The organism is Sphingomonas sp. Leaf357 (assembly GCF_001423845.1).
GTDB lineage: Bacteria > Pseudomonadota > Alphaproteobacteria > Sphingomonadales > Sphingomonadaceae > Sphingomonas.
In genome coordinates this window covers 2,653,333-2,671,059 of sequence record NZ_LMPM01000001.1, presented here as the reverse complement: position 1 = coordinate 2,671,059, position 17,727 = coordinate 2,653,333, and the positions used below count along the sequence as shown (strand labels likewise).

The window sequence follows — 17,727 nt, the reverse complement described above, 5'->3', positions numbered from 1 at the left end:
GGTTCTTAAGGTCTCGCTCGCGTCTTCGCGGCCTTTACTCTCTTGCTCGGGGTTACCGTTTCGTCGCGCGATTTTGGACGCCGAACGACCGGCGGGATGAAGCCGAGTTCGAGCAGGTTGGCGACACGCAGATCCCGATCGGCCGCGGTTCGCGCGCCCAGGACGATCACGACGATGCGAACGCCCTTCCGCTTGGCGGAGGCCGCGAGATTGTAGCCCGCGTCGATCGTGTATCCGGTCTTGATGCCATCGACCCCGGTGACCTTGCCGAGCAGATGATTGTGGTTGCGCATCGTCCGCGTATTCCAGCTCACTTTGCGCGTCCCGAAGACGTCGTAATATTCGGGATAGCGATGAATGAGCGCAAGCGATAAGGTCGCCATGTCACGCGCCGTCGTGCGATTGCCGGGGTTCTTGAGCCCGGTCGCATTGGCGAAGTGGGTGTTGCGCAATCCAAGACGACCGGCGGTCGCGTTCATGCGGGACACGAATCGATTTTCGCTGCCCCCCAGGGCCTCGGCCATCGCGACGGTGACGTCGTTGGCGGAATCCACGGCCATGATGCGGAGCGCGTTGCGCACAGATAGGGTCTTGCCCGGGGCGATTCCGAGACGCGAGGGCGGTTGATTGGCCGCATGGCGAGAAATCCGGATCGACGTGTTCGGTTTCACGTCTCCTCTGGCCAAGGCCTCGAAGGTCAGGAACATCGTCATCATCTTGGTCAGCGATGCCGGTGCCCGAACCCGCTCGGGGGCATCGCGATAGAGGGTTGCGCCGGTCGCGGCGTTCACCACCAGCGCGGACACGGGCGGCAAGCCCTTTGGCCGGGCTTCTGCGATCGTCGGAAACGCGGTAATCGTCACCGCCGCCATCGTCAGTCGCAACGCTGCGTTGCGCATCACCATCCACATAAAGTCACTCAGTCGTTCGAATCGTCACGGCTCGGTATCTTATGGGCGAGGTCGGCAGAACTGCCGATGAACGTATCGAGCGGGTAGAGTAGGAGGGAGCGAAAGCCGGAACGTCAGCGGACGACGGTATCGCGCTTCATCGGCGCGAGCTTCGCCAGCAGACGGTTCTGCGCGAAGAACGGCACCTTCTCCTGCCGCATCGCCGCCTGAAGGTTCTCGACCAACGCATTGAAATCGGCGGTCTGTAGGCCGAGATCCTTGTGCGAGGCCTTCATGTCCCGCCCGGTATAATCGCATCCACCATTCAGGATGAAGCAGAACTGCTCCTTCAGCGTGCGCCGCAGGCGCACCATATCCTGGCCTTTGAAGATATCGGAAATGCGCGGATCGGCGATGCTCCGCGTCACCAGCTCATCGACAACGCGCGCGATCCCGGCCTTACCGTGAAAGGCCCGGAGCATGCCCGGCCCGGCAAACGGCGTCGCCCCGGCATTGGCGTTGCTCTGCGTGTAGGGATCGACCGGGTCTTCCGGCGGGGGAATGGGCGTTGCCTGCAAGCCGAGCAGGGCGGCAAGAACGATGCTTATCACTGAGTCCGGCTCCGCTTAGAAACTGCCCTGCAGCGACAGGAAAGCGCCGCGCTGACGCCGCACCGTAGCGATATCGCCGAGATCGGCATAGGCTGCGGTGAACGCGACATTCCTGGAAACAGACCAGGCGGCGAATGCGTCCAGAGCGCGCTGCTCGCGTGCGAAACCGAGATTGCTCGGCCGAGTGCGCACTTCCGCGCCGACGAGCAGGTTGCGCTTGATCAGCATCCCCGCCGATCCTTCGAATTGCGGCTTGTATCGGTTTTTCAGATCCCCGCCGAAGCCGAGCAAGCCGAACTGATTGGCCTTGGTGAACCGAACGGTCGCATCGACCACCAGCGACCTCGACAGGATCACCTTGGTCGCGGCGACGTAGAAATCGGTGCCGTTCGATTGCTTTCCGCCAACCGCCGCGATGATCGGTGCCTTGTCGGCGCGCTTGTGCTGAACGCCGATCGAAATCTGCGGCAGGATCCTGTCCTGATCGTACAGCGCGCTCCCCGAGATCCTCACCTTCACGCCGTAGACGTCCTGACCGAACTTGAAGCCTTTGCCCAAGCCAAGCGCCGCGCCCGCCTGTCGCGTATCGAAAGTCTGCCGCGCATAGGAAATCTCGACCCGATCCCTGATGCCGATGGCGACCCCCGCGCTGGCGAGATCGAAATCGGGGAGCGCGACATAGGTGGCGTGCACTTTGCCACCGATCCCGGCATCCGTTTCGTTTCCGGCGATCAGCGCCCAGGTGGCCAGGCCGCCGCCCGCTGCGCCCTCGATGCTGCTAACGCCACCGGTCAGCAACATCTTGCCGCCCTGGCGCATCTCACCCGCCACCGCCGGCCCGGCCATCGCGACGGCGATCAGAGCCGTCACCAGCCGAATCAGCATTTGGGCAAACATCGAGAATAGGCTCCGGAGTACAATGACATCCCGCTCATGGCCCCCGATGGTTAGCGTCCCATGAAGATGCGGTTTACTCGTCGGAAAGGCTCTCAGGCCTATGTCCGGCTATGCTGTTCCGTGCTTACCTCGCCCTGTTGGCGACCGCTGTTACCCCCGTCGCCGCGCACGCCGCGACCGCCAATATCGACGTACGCGGAGCGGACGGGAAACCGCTCGTCGGTGCCGTCGTGATGATCGATACGCCGAAAAAACCTGCCGCCCCGATCCGGTTCGATTGGGGCACGGCGATGGCCCAGCGCAACATCCAGTTCGATCCGCACGTCCTGATCGTTCCGATCGGCTCCACCGTGACCTTCCCGAATTTCGACAAGGTCCGGCACCACGTCTATTCCTTCTCCAAGGCCAAGAAGTTCGACCTGAAGCTGTACGGCAAGGACGATACGCGTAGTGTCGTCTTCGATCATACCGGTGCGGTCGCGCTCGGCTGCAACATCCATGATCAGATGAGCGCCTTCATCATCGTCGTCGACACGCCGTTCGCGGTGCAGACCGACGCCGCTGGCCACGCCACGATTTCCAACCTGCCGGCCGGCGGTGCCACGGTTCGCGTCTGGCACCCGTCGATCCGCGCGGCCGACAACATGCTGGCGCAAGCGGCGACGATCGGCGCGGGCGGTTTCACCAACACCTATACGATCACGGGCAAGTGACCCGCGCCCTCGCGATCGCGCCGATCGTCGCGCGGCTGTTCGACTTCCGTCATCTCCGCACCCGGCTGGCCGTGCTGTATGCCGGGTTGTTCGCTATCGCGCTGATCGTGGTCGCGATCGTCGCACAGGTGATGATCCGGGCCCATGCCCAGGCCTCGGTGCGCGCGGAGCTTTCGACCAGCGGCACGGTCTATGATCGCATCTGGGCGCTGCGCGCGAAATCCTTGACCGGTTCGGCCGACGTGCTGGCCCGCGATTTCGGCTTTCGTACTGCCGTGGCGAGCGGGGACCGTCCGACGATCGCCTCGGCCGTCGCCAATCTGCGTACCCGCGCCGGCGTCGCCAATGCCTTCGTCGTGGAGACGAGCGGTGACGTGATCGGCGATGGACCGGCCGATCTGCGCGCGGCGCTGACGGCGCTGCCGTCCAGGTTCGTCAATGGCACCAACAATGCCGTGATCGCGAGCGGCGCGGGCACATACCGTCTGATCGTGGCGCCGATCATGGCCCCTGTGCAGATCGGCCAGGTGGTCTTCGCCGTGCCGCTCGACGCCGCCGAGATGCGGGCGCTCGAACGCCTGTCGGCGATCCCGCTCACCGCGACGATGCTCCATCGCCGCGCCGATGGCCATTGGGCCACCACCGATCGAGTCGCCGCCGGCGACGCCGCGCTCGACCGGTTCGTGGCCGGCGCGATCCAGTCGGCGGGTGCGGCCCCGGCGACGCTCGATTTGCCGGGCGGAAAGTCCTTTGCGCTCGCCATCCCGCTTGCCGGACGCGGCACGACGCCCGAGGCGGCGTTGCTGCTCAGCTATCCGCTGGACAAGGCGCTCGCCTCCTACCGCTCGCTACAGATCGGGATCGCGCTGGCCGGCGTGATGGGCCTGATCCTCGTGCTGCTCGGCAGCCGTCGCCTCGCCAGCGGCATCGCCCGCCCGATCGCCGCGCTCGACGCCGCCGCCAAAGCTTTGGAGGAAGGCTCGCGGGCCGAACTCAAGGTCGAGGGATCGGACGAGATCGCTCGCCTCGCCGAGAGCTTCAACACGATGTCGGCCGGCATCCTGGAGCGCGAACATCGCATCACGCATCTCGCGTTCCACGATTCGCTGACCGGCCTGCCCAACCGCACCTATTTCCGTCAGCAGCTGGAATCGGCGCTGATCCGTTCGCCAAAGATGGGCGAGAAAGCGGCGGTGCTGTGCCTCGATCTCGACGGGTTCAAGGGTGTCAACGATACGCTCGGCCACCCGATCGGCGATGCGCTGCTGCGTCAGGTCGGACTCATGCTCGCCGATCTCGTGCGGGACGGCACCGTCTCGCGGCTGGGCGGCGACGAGTTCGCCATCATCCTCGCCGGCCGTCTCGACGACGATCGCCCCCGTGCGCTGTCGCAGGAGATCATCGACCAATTCCGCAAACCCGTGCTGGTCGATGGCCACCAGATCGCCACCGGTGTCAGCATCGGCATTGCGATCGGACCGGGCGACGGTGCCGATGCGGATCTGCTGCTGAAAAGCGCCGACCTCGCTTTATACCGCGCCAAGCAGGACGGCCGCGGCGTGTTCCGGTTCTTCGAACCCGCGCTGGACGCTGCCGCGCGCAAGCGCCGGCAGCTCGAACTGGACCTGCGCGAGGCGATCCTTACCGGCCAGTTCCGCCTGAACTACCAGCCGATCTTCGATCTGGCGAAGGATCGGATCGGCTGCTTCGAATCGCTGCTCCGCTGGGAACATCCCGTGCGCGGTAACGTGTCTCCGGTGGAATTCATCCCGGTGGCGGAGGAAACCGGCCTCATCGTCGCGATCGGCGAATGGGTGATGCACGAGGCATGTCGGCAGGCGGCGGAATGGCCTGCCCATGTCCGGGTCGCGGTCAACGTCTCGCCGCTGCAATTCCGCAATTCCGGTTTCTCGAACATCATCTTCCAGGCGTTGACCCGCAGCGGCCTGCCGGCGAACCGGCTGGAGATCGAGATCACCGAATCCGTCTTCCTCGATGGCGAGACCGGCGTGCTGCAGGTGCTGCACCAACTGCGCGGCATGGGCGTACGCATCGCGCTGGACGATTTCGGCACCGGCTATTCCTCGCTCAGCTATCTCCGCAGCTTCCCTTTCGACAAGATCAAGATCGACAAATCGTTCGTCGATCGGGTCGCACAGGACGAAAGCTCGGCCGCGATCGTCCATGCCATCGTCGATCTCGCGCGGGCGCTGAAGATGGAGACTACCGCCGAGGGCGTCGAGGACCGCGAACAGCTCAACGAGCTGCGCGGGCAGGGCTGTTCGAGTATCCAGGGTTATTGGTTCAGCCGCCCGATCGAAGGCGACGCCGTTATGGACATGCTGGCGGGGAAGATGTCGGCCGCGGCTTAAGGCATAGGCGAGGCGGCCGGCTTACGCTTCGCCGTCACGCATCCTGCAAGAAACTTAACCCCTCAGGTCTCGCCCTCGCAGCAATGGCCGTCAGGGCGGCACGGCGGCCATCGCCTCGCGCGTCCATATGGCGAGCCTGGGAAAGCTCGCCACGCGTTTCGAGCAACGCGTTCATGTCCAGGGTCGCGGCCGGCGTCGGCAGCCTCCCGATATTGTTTCGAGCAGTGCGTGATCTGCCAAGCAGAATAATTGCCCGGCCGCCCGTCGTCGCCAAGCCCGATCACATCAGGATCCTTGCCGTGCAACTCGGCCCCGTCGAGTCGATGCGCATCACGCATGGCGGTGGTGCTGGTATTGGCGGCCTGATCCGGGGCACCCGCCGTGGTCAGGTAGCTTTCCGGTCGCGCTTGAGCTTTTTGGCGAGGCTCCATTTATGGACCTCGGTCGGGCCGTCATAGATGCGGAACGCGCGGATTTCGCGGAACACCTGCTCGACGATCGTATCGCCCGTCACGCCCGTGCCGCCCATCACCTGAACGCATTTGTCGGCGACGCGCATCAGTGCTTCCGACACCGCGACCTTCGTCATCGAGCTTTCCGCACCGCCCGCCGCGCCGCTGTCGAGCACGCCGGCACACCAATCGATCATCAATTCCGCCTGCTTCAGGTCGATCAGATTTTCCGCCAGCATGAAGCCGACGCCTTCGTGATCGATCAGCGGCTTGCCGAAGGCGTGGCGACGGCAGGCATAGTCCGTGGCGATCTCGTTCGCGCGGAGACACGCGCCGAGCCAGCGCATGCAATGCGACAGGCGCGCCGGGGCGAGGCGGATCTGAGCATATTTGAAGCCCTCGCCGCTATGTCCCAGCATCTGGTCGGCGGGAACGCGAAGATTGTCGATCTTCACCACCGCATGCCCGCCGGGCATCGACGAATCGATCGTGTCGAGTATGCGTTCGATCGTGATCGCGGGATCGGGCAGATCGACCAGGAACATGCACGCGCCGTCCTCGGACTTGGCCATGACGATGCCGACCTTCGCCCCCTCCGCACCGGTGATGAAAGCCTTGCGCCCGTTCACGACCCAGTGATTGCCGTCCATCACCGCGGTCGTCTTCATCATCGACGGGTCTGATCCCGCGCCGCCCTCCTCGGCCAATTCGGTCATGAAGAAGGCCGATCGCGCGTCGCCGGCGACCAAGGGGTCGAGGAAGCGCTTCTTCTGCTCCGCGCTGCCGACCTTGCCGAGCAGGAACATGTTGCCCTCGTCCGGTGCGGCGGTGTTGACCGCGATCGGGCCGAGCGGCGACAGGCCGGACTGACGCAGCACGAACGCCGTTTCGCGTTGATCGAGGTGACTGCCACCGGGCAAAATGTGCGGCGTCAGCACGCCGGCGGCGCGCGCCAGCCCGCGCAATTCACTGACCAGCGCGTCGGACGGCCCGTGCGGACCGCATCGGGGGTCGCGTTCGTAGGGAGCGACCACGCCGCGCACGAACGCCTCCACCCGCGCGCCGATCGTTAGGGCGCGCTCGCTGGGGCCGGTCACGCCGGGGGCTGGGTCGCTCATTCCGTTTCTCCTATTCGTTCGGCTCAAGACTGCGTTTAAGCCGCGCCGTTCCTGTCCCGGCACATGACACGCCCATCTCGATCGTCTCTACGACGGCATCGCGGCGCGGCCGTGGCCGATCACGGCGCGGCGAGCTCGCCTAGCGCGGCGCGGAGATCATCCACATAGGGCGCGAATCCCGCGACCAGCGCGTCCGCATCGCGGTTGATCGGTCTGCGCACCTGTTCAGCGCTAGGCGTGAAGACCGGGCGATCGGATTCGTGGAAGCGCAGGCATTCGGGCGCGAAGGGCAGGCCTAGATGATCGAGCAGATTCCGCACCGTCGCTTCGGTATCGTCGATCAGATCGGCAAGCCGGACGCGCTGGATCCGCCCCGGGCGGACCGCGTCGAAATGAGCGATCAGACGATCGTAGGAGCGATACGCATCGACCAAGCTGTCGATGGCATAGGTGAACGACGCGCCTCGGGCAAAATGCTGACGAAACATCGACAGGCAGTTCGCAAGCGGGTCGCGCCGCGTGTCGATGATCCGCGCATTCGGCAGGATGAGCTGGATCAGGCCGATATGCAGCCAGTTCGACCATTGCTTGTCCAGGAAATGCGGGCGATCGGTGCGCCGCTTGGCGGCGACGCCACTCAAATATGCCGCCCCGAGCGCGCGAAGTTCGTCCGGCCCGCAATCGGCAAGGCTTTGGGGGTAGGGGGGCTTGCCCGGCCGCTCGGCGTCATCGAGCGTGCGGACGATCAGGCCCAGTTCGGGCAGTTCCTGCGTCCCCTCGATCATCGGATGCGCGGACAGGATTTGCTCCAAGAGCGTCGATCCGCTGCGGGGCATGCCAAGGATGAAGATCGGGGCACGTGACGGATCGCCCGATCCTTCGTGCCGTGCCAGAAATTCGGGCGTGAAGAGAGCGATCGCGCGATCGACCAGTTCCGAGGCGGTAACGCCCGGCACCTCGGGCTGGACGCGCAACCGATCGCGGTTGGCGACTCGGTAGGCTGCCATGGCCGCGCCATAATCGCCGCGATCCTCGAGCGCTCGGGCGAGCGCGAAATTGAGATGGTACCGATCGTGATCTGTTGGCGCTTTCGAAGCTAAAAGCGCGCGTATGGTCACGATGTCGTCGTCCTTGAGCGCGCCGACCTTCAGATTGGCGAGCTGCCACCAGGCGTCCCCTTGATGTGGGATCAGCGCGATGACCCCGCGATAGGCGGCGGCGGCATCCTCGGCTCGACGGAGTGGCCGTAGCTTATGCCCATAGTCCAAGAGGATGTCGGCGCGTCCCGGATGCGCCTTTGCCAACGCCGCATTGATTTCAACGGCACCGCCGACATCGCCCTGGCCGACCAGCGCCCCCGCACGAAGGCGAAGATATTCGACGTTGTTCGGCATCGCGCGCAGCAGGTGGGCCGTCTCTGTCAGCGCCTCTTCAAAGCTTCCCCGCATCAGGCATGCCACGGCGAGCCGATAGCGCGCTTCGGCGAACGCAGGCACGATCTCGACCGCGTGACGGAGCGCGCGTTCGGCGTCGTCATACTTGCCGATCGCGACCATGGCCTTGCCGAGCAGGTGGAGCGCCGCGGGATCGTCCGGGTCACCGGCGAGATGCTGGGTGAGCAGAAATTCCGCCGAGCCGAAATCGCGCCGCTCGATCGAAGCCTCGATGCTGCGCAATACGGGGTGCGTCAAAGGGGCGGAAAGATAACGCTGGAACGCTTTGGCAGCGCCCTTGCGATCGCCCCTGGCCAACAGCTTGGCGGCGCGACGGCGCCAGTCCAGCGGCGCATCCGGCCTGCGTGGGGTCTGCCCTGAAACCATTGGTTTTCCCATGGCCGAAGCTCTTAGACCGAAACAGCAAAAAGCCGCCAGTCTTTCGACCGGCGGCTTTCCCTTCGCGCGATAATGGCGAAATTAGGCGAACTTGACCGTCGTCTTGACGCTGCGCTTGCGCGCAGCCGCACCGATCATGCCGAAGCCGAGGATCATCATGCCCCAGGTTGCCGGCTCGGGAACCGCGCCACCAACAGCGGCCACGGTCAGCGCGGCGCCCGAATTCTCGTAGACGAGCTGCGTGATCGTCGCCGGGAAGCCTAGGCCGGTGCCCGTGCCGGTGCTGGTCGTGATGCGAGCATAACCGTAATTGGTCTGCCCGGTGGCTTCGTTAAGGAAGCTGAAGCCGAGGACATGGTTACCGGCGGTCTGGAACAGAGTGCCCAGAGTCTGGAACTGATTGAACTGGCCCGCCGATCCGATGACGGTGCCTGCAGCCAGATCGCGGGCGATCGCGGTCGTGCCGGGAGTTCCCGTGGCGAGAATGCCGTAGGGCGAGCCGGTGCCGTAAAAGGTCAGTCCGGCGTTATTGTTGTAGGGGTTGAAATCCCAGCCCGACACTGCGGCGCCGGACGTGCCGGTCGCGCCCGTCACGACGTTGATGTAGATGCCATCGATCGTGTTCGGCACGTTGATGACGACGTTCGATACCACCACAGCGGCCTGAGCCACGGACGGAAGGCTCATCAGCGCAGTTGCAGCCAGCAGGCTTTTCGTGATCATTTTCATTTCAGTATCCCCATATTACGCGCGCCCCATTGCACGCTCCCGCCGATACTTGAGCAATAAGCGTGCCAGTGGCGGATTCGCTGAGGTTCAAACCAAAAAAAATCGCGGTGATGCCGATGTGTAAAATAAATTTACACTTTTTATTAAGGATTTTGTGGGCTCGGTTCTTGTCGTCTGTTCGAGTTCGGGCTTTTGATCTGAGTGTTTCGCCGGAACTCTCAGAACATGAAAAGACTATTGGCGGGCAAGCACTCGGTGACGCTTTCCAGTCTTTAATGGACACTGGCGGCTTGGCGCCCTTCGGCTAGCAGCCTTCCGAACTCACTCCGACTCAAGACGCCCAACGCGACGACCGTTCCCGCCAGGAAGGCAGGCGTGCCCTGAAAGCCCAAGCCGAAGGCGGCACGCCGAGTGGAGCTCAGTTGATGCTCTATCTCCGGCGCATATGCCTGCAGATCACCCTGCACCCTCCGCCAGTCGCCTCCCGACCGCACGACGCATTCACGCAGGATTGCGTCGTCGAGCAGGCGTCGCTCCGCCATCAGGCAGGAATGCAGCTTGGGATAGATGCCCTGCCGGTCCGCGGCGATCGCGACACGTGCGGCTCGCTCCGATCGGGCTCCGAAGATAGGCCAATCCCTATACACCACGCGAACGTGGCCATCTTCCGCGATCGCGGCCGCCATCGCGGGCTCGGCGAGTTTGCACGCCGGGCATTGGTAATCGGTGAACACTACCAACGTCAGCGTCGGTTCGGGCGGAGATCGGGATGGAACGGCTCGGTCGTTCAAAATGCTCGCCACCGTCTGGTTCGCACCCAGATCACGGCCGACCGGCACCGAGCGCCGTAAAATACTTCCGATCCCGAGACCCAGCAGAACCAGGATCGCTAGAACGGTCAACTGCTGGAAGGATAGGGGAGTTTTCATCGAGCCAACACCTGCAGCTTACGCGGATCGCATCGAACGAAATGACTCCCCGTTAAGCAACACCGCTTCTAACGGGTTTCGTAACTCTTCACCCCAGATATCATCGCGCTGGAGCCGCGTCCTCTCGATGACCAAGCGACCTATTGGTCGAAGTCACTCTGGCCTGCCCGCGTGCCGTGAAGTTGCGCCCAGAGTTGCTGCGTTCCCGCCTCTTGAGCTCGATTGACGTATTGCGAAGCCACCAGCCATCCCTTGATCGGCCTGAGTGGCAACAAGGTTCCGAGCGCCATGAAGGGTACCGACGTGACCAGATGCACCCATGCCGGGGGATCGAATGCCACCTGGATCCAGACGACGAACGCGATCAGCGGCAGCGCGATGACGCAGAGCGAGAAGAATGCCGGCCCGTCGTCCGGAGCAGCGAAGCGATAGTCGAGCGCGCAATGGTCGCAGCGATCGGCGATCTTCAGCCAGGACTTGAACATCGGTCCCACGCCGCAGCGCGGACAAAGCCCTTTCCAGCCACAGCGCATGATCCAGAGGAATTTGCCCTTGCCGTCGCCGTGTCCGACGGGCACCTGATCTGACTGGTTCATGATGTTGTAGATAGACTGCCGATCCGTAACCGCCATGAGACAAATTGTCTCACGCCGACCATATCGTCTCGTGTCAGCAAGACGATGCACGTTGCTGCCGTCGATGATGCGTGCGTCAGCTGCGGGGTTGATTGAACAGATCGCTGATCGATTCATCGAAATGCGCATCCATCATCGCCGTTGCCGCTATGGGGTCGCGATCGGCTATCGCGCTGGCGATGGACTGGTGATGCGCGAGCATCAAATCCTGTTGCTCGATATCGGTACGGGTGCGCCATGCCGTCGGCACGGCGACCAGCATCAGCGCTTCGAACGATCGGACGATCTGCAGGAACAGGGCATTTCCGCTGGCCTGGGCGATGGCCTGGTGAAACGCGATGTCGTGACGGGTTCGGGCGGCAAGATCGTTGCGATCGACGATCATCGCCGCCGCCAGATCGGTGATCAGCCGGGCTTCGGTGCCGCTGCGGTTGCGTGCGGCGAGTTCGGCGGTGCGCAATTCCAGCGTCCGCCGCACATCCCACACATCGGCGACGGAAATCTGCGCGGTGGCCACGGCGTGGTCGAGCGAGGCGCTCATCACCATGCCGTCGATCGCCGCGACGCGGGCCCGGCGGCCGTTGGCGACGTCGATCTGGCGTAGGGCCGCCAACGCGCCGAATGCCTCGCGCATGACCGCGCGGCTCACGCCCAGGTCGGCAGCGAAATGTCCTTCGCCGGGCAGCGTGTCGCCCGGCTTGAGATTGTTCGACCGGATATGATCGCGCACCCGGCGCACCGCCTGATCGACCAGACTGCCGCCGATCGCCGAGACGACGTTCATGCCGCCATCGCCGTGGCGCGCAGGCGGGAGGGAACCACGCCATAGCGACGCGAGAAGGCGCGCGTGAAGCTCGCATTGCTGAGATATCCGCAGGCATAGCCGACCGACGATACGGGCAGGTCGGTTGCCAGCAACATCTGCCGTGCCCCGCCAAGCCGGCGCTCGGAGATCGCGTCGGCGACACTCAGGCCGAATAGCGCGCGAAACCCGCTCGTCAGCTTGACCCGGTTCACCCCGCAGGTGCCCGCGATCGTATCGAGCGTCAGCTTCTCCCGCCATTGTTCGTCGATGATCTGTCGCGCATGGACGATCCGTCGCGTATCGCGTTCCGACAAGGTGGCGTCGGCATTGGCTGGCACCAGCGCGTCGCCGAGCAGGGCGGTGAAGCTTTCGCAGAGCAATTCGATGCTCTTCGCGCCGCGAAGGGTGATGCCTGCCGCGCCGTCCAGCGGGCAATCGCGAACCGCCAGGGCGATGCTGCGCAGATCGCTGGGCAGATGATATGTTGCCGGAACAGTCGGAACATGTCCGAACAAGCGGCGGCAGGCGTCTTCGGTAACGCAGAGTCGCAGCGCGACGGCATCATTCGTCTCACCGGCCGTCTGGACCGCCATGACCGGCAGTTCGCCGAGGCTGAACGCCAGTACGACGGGGGAATCGAGCCCGAGCTCCTCAATCACGCCGGGGCCGACGATCGCCATCATTTCGGGCGATACCGTTATGCGTTCCATGCCGCCTCTCCTTGAAGCCTTCCTAAACCTATCGGATAGGTTGGGCAATAGCTATCTTACAGGTGCGCGACGCATGGCGACGTAGAACGAACCGAATGCCAGACAACTCGTGATCATGCCGACCAACGTCAGGCTCACCGCGAGATGCTGCTCGCCGCCGAGCAGAAGACTGACCCAGCCGACCAATGGCGGCGCGACGCCGTATCCGACGAGCCCGGCAAACGCGATGAACGCGCCGAGGCACAGGCCACGCAGCTCGTTGGGCAGCAGCACCGTGATCGCAACCGAGGTGATCAGCCCGGTGATCGTGCCGGCGAGGATTAACGTACCGAGCGCCAGCGCAAAGATCGGGATCGACCCGCTTAAGGGGAACAGCGCGGCGGGGATCCCGATCGCCGCGGCCGCGACCGCGCCGATCAGCAAGCCGCCGCGTCGGCCGCTCTTCTGGCCCAGGTCGGCAACGATGCCGCCGAGCAGGGCGCCCGCGATGCCGGTACCGAGCAGCAACGCGCCCATCCAGCCGCCGAACTGCTGCGGCGTCAGGCCGAAGTAGCGGGTGAGCATCGGAGACGCCCAGATGCCTGCCGCGGCATCGGCCATCACCACCGACACCTGGCCAAGAAACAGCGGGATCAGGAATGCGCGGCGCGCCCATAGCTCGTCGGCCACGACCCGGAATGCCGCGCGCGGCCCGGCCGCCACCTCGTGGCGCGCAGGCTCGGCGATCAGGAACAGCGGCAGGCTGGCGAGGGCCGCGATGGCCGCCAGCGCGAAATGTGCCTCGCGCCACGGCAAGCCGCCCTTGAAGAGGTTGAAACCGCCCGCGAAGATCCCGAACAACCAACCGGTCAGCGCGAAAGCGCAGGCGAGCCCGAGCGATTTGCCGAGCGTCACCATCAGCATCGCGCGCCCGCGCTGCGCCGGAGCGCACATGTCGGCCGCCAGCGACAACGCCGCGGTGAGCCCACCGGTGGTCGCCACGCCGGTCATCATGCGGGCGACGAACAAGGTCGGCACGTTGCCGGCGAGGGCGGTCAGCAGCGATCCGCCGACCGCCAGCAGGGAGAACAATAGCATCAGCCGCATCCGGTTCCAGCGATCGACCAGAATGCCGATCGGGATCGAGAACAAGACCAGCGGCACGGCCGCGCCGACGCCCTGGATCAGCCCGAGCGTGACGTCGCTCAGGCCCAGTTCGGCCTTTGCTCCGTCCTGCACCGTGCTGAACGACCCCATCTGCGTGAAGCCGACCGCCAGCGCGAGTGCGAGTACCAGCAGGCCGGGAACGGCGTGACCGAACCGCTGGTCGCTTGGCTGGTCGTTCACAGGGAGAAGATCTTGCCGGGGTTGAACAGGTCCTGCGGATCGAGCGCGCGTTTCAGCGTACGCATCACCTCCACGGCCTCGCCGAGTTCGGCGACGAGCCAATCCTGCTTGCCGATGCCGATGCCATGTTCGCCGGTGCACGTCCCGTCCATCCGCAGAGCGCGCTGGACCAGCCTGGCGTTGATCCCCTCGACCTCGTGCAACTCCTCCGTCGAATTCGGGTCCATCGAGAAGATCACGTGGAAATTGCCGTCCCCGACATGGCCTAGGATCGTCGCGGGCACCGTGCCGGCCTCAAGATCGCGTTTCGTCTCAAGGATGCATTCGGGCAATCGGCTGATCGGGACGCAGACGTCGGTCGTCCAGCCGACCGCTCCCGGACGGACGTTGACGGCAGCGTAATAGGCCTCGTGCCGCGCCTTCCACAGCTTGGCGCGCTCCTCGGGCAGGTTGGACCATTGGAACTCACCGCCGCCGTTCGCCGCGGCCAGATCGCGCACCAGCGTCACCTGTTCCTCGACCCCGGCGGGTGAGCCGTGGAATTCGAAGAACAGGGTCGTCACCTCGGGATAGCCGAGCTTCGACCAGGCGTTGACCGCCGCCATCTGCTTGTCGTCGAGGATCTCCACCCGTGCGAGCGGGACGCCGCACTGGATCGACTGCACGACGGTGTCGACCGCGCCTTGCAGGCTGTCGAAGCCGCAGACCGCCGAGCTGATCGTCTCCGGAATGGGGTGCAACCGGAGCGTCACCTCCGTGATGATCCCGAGCGTACCTTCCGATCCGACGAACAGGCGGGTCAAATCGTATCCTGCCGCGGATTTGCGCGCCCTAGTGGCGGTCTTGATCGCCTTGCCGTCCGGGGTGACGACGGTCAGCGACAATACGGCTTCGCGCATCGTGCCGTAGCGCACCGCGTTGGTACCACTGGCGCGGGTCGAGGCCATGCCACCGATCGTGGCGTTGGCGCCGGGATCGATCGGGAAGAACAGGCCCTGATCGCGCAAGTGGACGTTCAGTTCCTCGCGCCGCACCCCGGCCTGCACCGTACAGTCGAAATCCTCGGCATGGACCGCGACGATCTCGGTCATCCGCGACAGGTTGACGCTCACACCGCCGCGCACCGCCAGAGCATTGCCTTCGATCGACGTGCCCGCACCGTATGGAACGATCGGCACGCCGGCCGCCGTGCACAATTTGACCAGATCGACCACCTCTTCGGTCGACTGGGCGAACACGACCGCGTCCGGCGGCATCGGCGCGAAATGCGCTTCGCTCGCGCCATGCTGGGCACGGGCCGCTTCGCCCGTGTCCAGCGCGTCGCCGAAACGCTGCCGCAGCGCCGCGACGAAGCCGGGATCGAGCGGCGGACGGGCATGGATTTTGTCGATATGCATGAATTCGTCCTTTGCCCGGCTCTTCCGATCAGAAGCGGAACGCTGCTTCCAGGCCGATCGTGCGAGGCTGGATGTAGGATGCGTTATACACCTGTCCGGCGGTGTTGCTCGGCGCGAGACCTGCCGCCGAAACGACGTTGATCGCGCGTTTGTCGGTCAGGTTGCGAGCGAACGCCGAGAGCGACCAGGCACCGTCACCGACGCCCGCGCGCAGATCGAACGTCGTATAGTCGTTCAGGCGTTTGGGGAATTTCTGGCTGTAATCGGAATTGCGATTGCCGACATAGTTCGCACTGCCGCCGATATTCGCCTTCATCGTGCCGCTCAGCGGGATGTCGTAATCGGCGGTGAACGACCCCGCGAGCCGTGGAACGTAGGGCAGGCGATCACCGTCCACCCCGCCGGCCGCCGGTGCGGCGGTGATCAGCTTGGCATCGGTATAGCCCGCATTCAGGCCGAAGTTCAGGCCAGCGACCGGGCGGTAGCGCAACGTCGCCTCTGCCCCCTGGCTGCGCGCCTTGCCGCCATTGACGAAGAAGTTGAACCCGGCGGCGCTGGTCTGGATCTGGATGTCCTTCCAGTTGGTGTAGAACAGTGCGGCATCGATGCTGAGCGAGCGATCCGCGGTCTGCCCCTTGAATCCGATCTCGTATTGGGTCAGCCGGTCGGGTGCGAACGTGTCCGGCGCGACGAACACGCTGGGCGGCGGCACCGCATTCGGTCCGCCAGGGCGATAGCCAGATGCGACCCGACCGTAGACCATCGCGTTTTCGGAGAACTTGAACCGCGGCGAGACGAGATAGGTGGCGATGTTCGCCTTTTCCTGTCCCGTGTTGATGCGGCGCGCGCCGATGATCAGGCCGGCATAATCCTGGAAATAATCCTGCTTGTCATGGCTGTAGCGAACACCGCCGAGGATATCGAACTTGTCGCCGAGATGCACGGTCGCGTTTCCGAAGAGCGAATATTCCTCGTACTTCGACAGGATCGCCGCGGTCACGATATTGGGCAAGGCCACCGTCGCACCGGTCGTCGTCAGAAACGGATCGAAGCTCGGAATGCGGTTGGAATCCTGTTCGTGCGTCCAATAGAAACCGGCCTGCAGATCGAGCAGCCCGTTGGCGACGCCGTTCGCATTGGCGCGAAGTTCTTCCGACCAGCGTTCGGTGCGCGTGTTCTGCGTCGATCGCACGCCGAGCGTGGGAATGCCGAACAGCCCGCCGAGCAGCGCCCCGAAGCTGCGCGTGGCGTCGTTCACCTGGCTGAGCGCCGTGTGCTGATACGTGGTGGAAGAGACCAGATCGATCGCGCCGAGATCGGCGCGCAACGTGGCGTTGTACAGGCGGAACTTGATGAAGCTGCCCTCCACCACGTTGCGGTTCTGCGTCAGCCGGCCGAACAGGGGTTGCAGCGTCACCGCGTCGACGTCGACGGTGTTCAGGCCCCGCGTCGTGGTGTCCTGGCCGATCGCCGAGAGATCGAGTCGCACGTCCGGCCCCAGCTTCATCGCCAGCACCGCCCGCCCGCCACGCACCGTGGCCCGGTTGACGTCTTTGCGCCCGATGCGTGCGTTGACGTTGTCGATGTAACCGGCGTCGCGCCGATAGAAGCCGCTGACATGGAAGGTCAACTGATCGGTGACGAGCGGCACGTTGATCACGCCGCGACCGGCATATCCCGTACCGCCGTGCGCGACATTGGTGACATTGCCGGAAACGCGCCCTCCGAGATCGGTGAAGCTGGGCGATGTGGTCGCGAACTTCAGCAGGCCACCGACGGCACCCGCGCCGTAGAGCGTGCCCTGCGGACCCTTCAGCACTTCGATCTGCGACAGGTCGGAGGGGTCGAGATCGGGCGTCGTGGTGCTGCCGCCGGTATAGGCGTTGACCGATCCGATCGGTGCCTCGTCGATATAATAGCCGGTCGAAGACGCCGATTGCGCCGCGCCGGTTGTGATGCCGCGCAACGTGACCTGCGACTGGCCGGTGCGCACCGACGTCAGCGACAGGCCGGGCACGCGGGTGGCGTAATCGGAGAAGCGAACCACGCCCTGTTTGGTCAGATCGGTCGCCGAGACCACGGAGACGGATGCCGGCACGTCCTGCAACCGCTCGCTACGCTTTTGCGCGGTAACGACGATCTCGGCTGTGTCGCTGGTGTCCGAAGTAGGCGTCGCTTGAGCGGCGGTCGCATCCTGCGCAACGGCGGCGACCGGAAGGAGTGCCACGAACGCGGCACCGGTCAACAGCGCGCGCTTGGTGAAATATTGAAAGCCCGACATCGTCTCTCCCTTGAAGACGCTGTCCCGCGC

At 64.5% G+C, this 17,727-nt stretch carries 15 protein-coding genes; 2 read left to right on the top strand and 13 right to left on the bottom strand.

Annotated features, from left to right (window positions below):
• Window positions 1-5: 5 nt before the first annotated feature.
• The 3 genes from ASG11_RS12520 to ASG11_RS12510 form a co-directional block, all read right to left on the bottom strand.
• Window positions 6-911, bottom strand: a complete 906-nt coding sequence (locus tag ASG11_RS12520; protein ID WP_055779686.1) for a D-alanyl-D-alanine carboxypeptidase family protein — start codon at window positions 909-911, stop codon at window positions 6-8.
• Between the two features lie 113 nt (window positions 912-1,024).
• A complete protein-coding gene (locus tag ASG11_RS12515) occupies window positions 1,025-1,501 on the bottom strand; it encodes a group I truncated hemoglobin (RefSeq protein WP_082472739.1) in 477 nt (158 codons plus the stop codon).
• Between the two features lie 15 nt (window positions 1,502-1,516).
• A complete protein-coding gene (locus tag ASG11_RS12510) occupies window positions 1,517-2,371 on the bottom strand; it encodes a DUF3034 family protein (protein WP_330218899.1) in 855 nt (284 codons plus the stop codon).
• A gap of 137 nt (window positions 2,372-2,508) precedes the next feature.
• Here ASG11_RS12510 and ASG11_RS12505 point away from each other — a divergent pair, with 137 nt between their 5' ends.
• Together ASG11_RS12505 and ASG11_RS12500 are read left to right on the top strand one after the other, a co-directional pair.
• Window positions 2,509-3,111 carry a methylamine utilization protein gene (locus ASG11_RS12505; RefSeq protein WP_055779683.1) on the top strand — a complete coding sequence of 201 codons (603 nt, stop codon included), beginning with the start codon at window positions 2,509-2,511 and terminating at the stop codon, window positions 3,109-3,111.
• A complete protein-coding gene (locus ASG11_RS12500; protein WP_055779680.1) occupies window positions 3,108-5,483 on the top strand; it encodes a putative bifunctional diguanylate cyclase/phosphodiesterase in 2,376 nt (791 codons plus the stop codon). The genes ASG11_RS12505 and ASG11_RS12500 overlap by 4 nt, the downstream gene beginning before the upstream one ends.
• 385 nt (window positions 5,484-5,868) lie before the next feature.
• On the opposite strand, the gene ASG11_RS12495 is transcribed toward ASG11_RS12500, so the two are convergent.
• The 10 genes from ASG11_RS12495 to ASG11_RS12450 all read right to left on the bottom strand — a co-directional run bounded on the left by ASG11_RS12495 (window position 5,869) and on the right by ASG11_RS12450 (window position 17,697).
• On the bottom strand, window positions 5,869-7,053 hold the full coding sequence (locus tag ASG11_RS12495) for an acyl-CoA dehydrogenase family protein (RefSeq protein WP_201781313.1): 1,185 nt from the start codon (window positions 7,051-7,053) through the stop codon (window positions 5,869-5,871).
• 119 nt (window positions 7,054-7,172) lie between these two features.
• A complete protein-coding gene (locus ASG11_RS12490; RefSeq protein ID WP_082472738.1) occupies window positions 7,173-8,885 on the bottom strand; it encodes a tetratricopeptide repeat-containing sulfotransferase family protein in 1,713 nt (570 codons plus the stop codon).
• A gap of 81 nt (window positions 8,886-8,966) precedes the next feature.
• Window positions 8,967-9,614, bottom strand: coding sequence for a PEPxxWA-CTERM sorting domain-containing protein (locus tag ASG11_RS12485; protein ID WP_055779676.1), 648 nt, complete (start codon window positions 9,612-9,614; stop codon window positions 8,967-8,969).
• A 272-nt stretch (window positions 9,615-9,886) separates the two neighbouring features.
• Window positions 9,887-10,543 (bottom strand): DsbA family protein, encoded by a 657-nt coding sequence (locus tag ASG11_RS12480; protein ID WP_055779672.1) that lies wholly within the window; start codon window positions 10,541-10,543, stop codon window positions 9,887-9,889.
• Window positions 10,544-10,683: 140 nt separating this feature from the next.
• Window positions 10,684-11,139, bottom strand: coding sequence for a DUF983 domain-containing protein (locus ASG11_RS12475; protein WP_055780838.1), 456 nt, complete (start codon window positions 11,137-11,139; stop codon window positions 10,684-10,686).
• Between the two features lie 115 nt (window positions 11,140-11,254).
• The gene (locus tag ASG11_RS12470; RefSeq protein WP_055779670.1) at window positions 11,255-11,962 is read right to left on the bottom strand and encodes a FadR/GntR family transcriptional regulator; all 708 of its coding nucleotides are present in this window, start codon (window positions 11,960-11,962) and stop codon (window positions 11,255-11,257) included.
• Complete coding sequence (locus ASG11_RS12465) at window positions 11,959-12,693, bottom strand: helix-turn-helix transcriptional regulator (RefSeq protein WP_055779667.1); 735 nt, start codon at window positions 12,691-12,693, stop codon at window positions 11,959-11,961. The genes ASG11_RS12470 and ASG11_RS12465 overlap by 4 nt, the downstream gene beginning before the upstream one ends.
• Window positions 12,694-12,744: 51 nt before the next feature.
• Window positions 12,745-14,019 (bottom strand): MFS transporter, encoded by a 1,275-nt coding sequence (locus ASG11_RS12460; protein WP_055779665.1) that lies wholly within the window; start codon window positions 14,017-14,019, stop codon window positions 12,745-12,747.
• Entirely contained in the window at window positions 14,016-15,416 is a 1,401-nt protein-coding gene (locus tag ASG11_RS12455) for an FAD-binding oxidoreductase (RefSeq protein WP_055779661.1), read from the bottom strand. Before ASG11_RS12455 ends, ASG11_RS12460 begins: the two co-directional genes overlap by 4 nt.
• A 28-nt stretch (window positions 15,417-15,444) precedes the next feature.
• On the bottom strand, window positions 15,445-17,697 hold the full coding sequence (locus ASG11_RS12450) for a TonB-dependent receptor (RefSeq protein ID WP_055779658.1): 2,253 nt from the start codon (window positions 17,695-17,697) through the stop codon (window positions 15,445-15,447).
• Window positions 17,698-17,727: the final 30 nt, after the last annotated feature.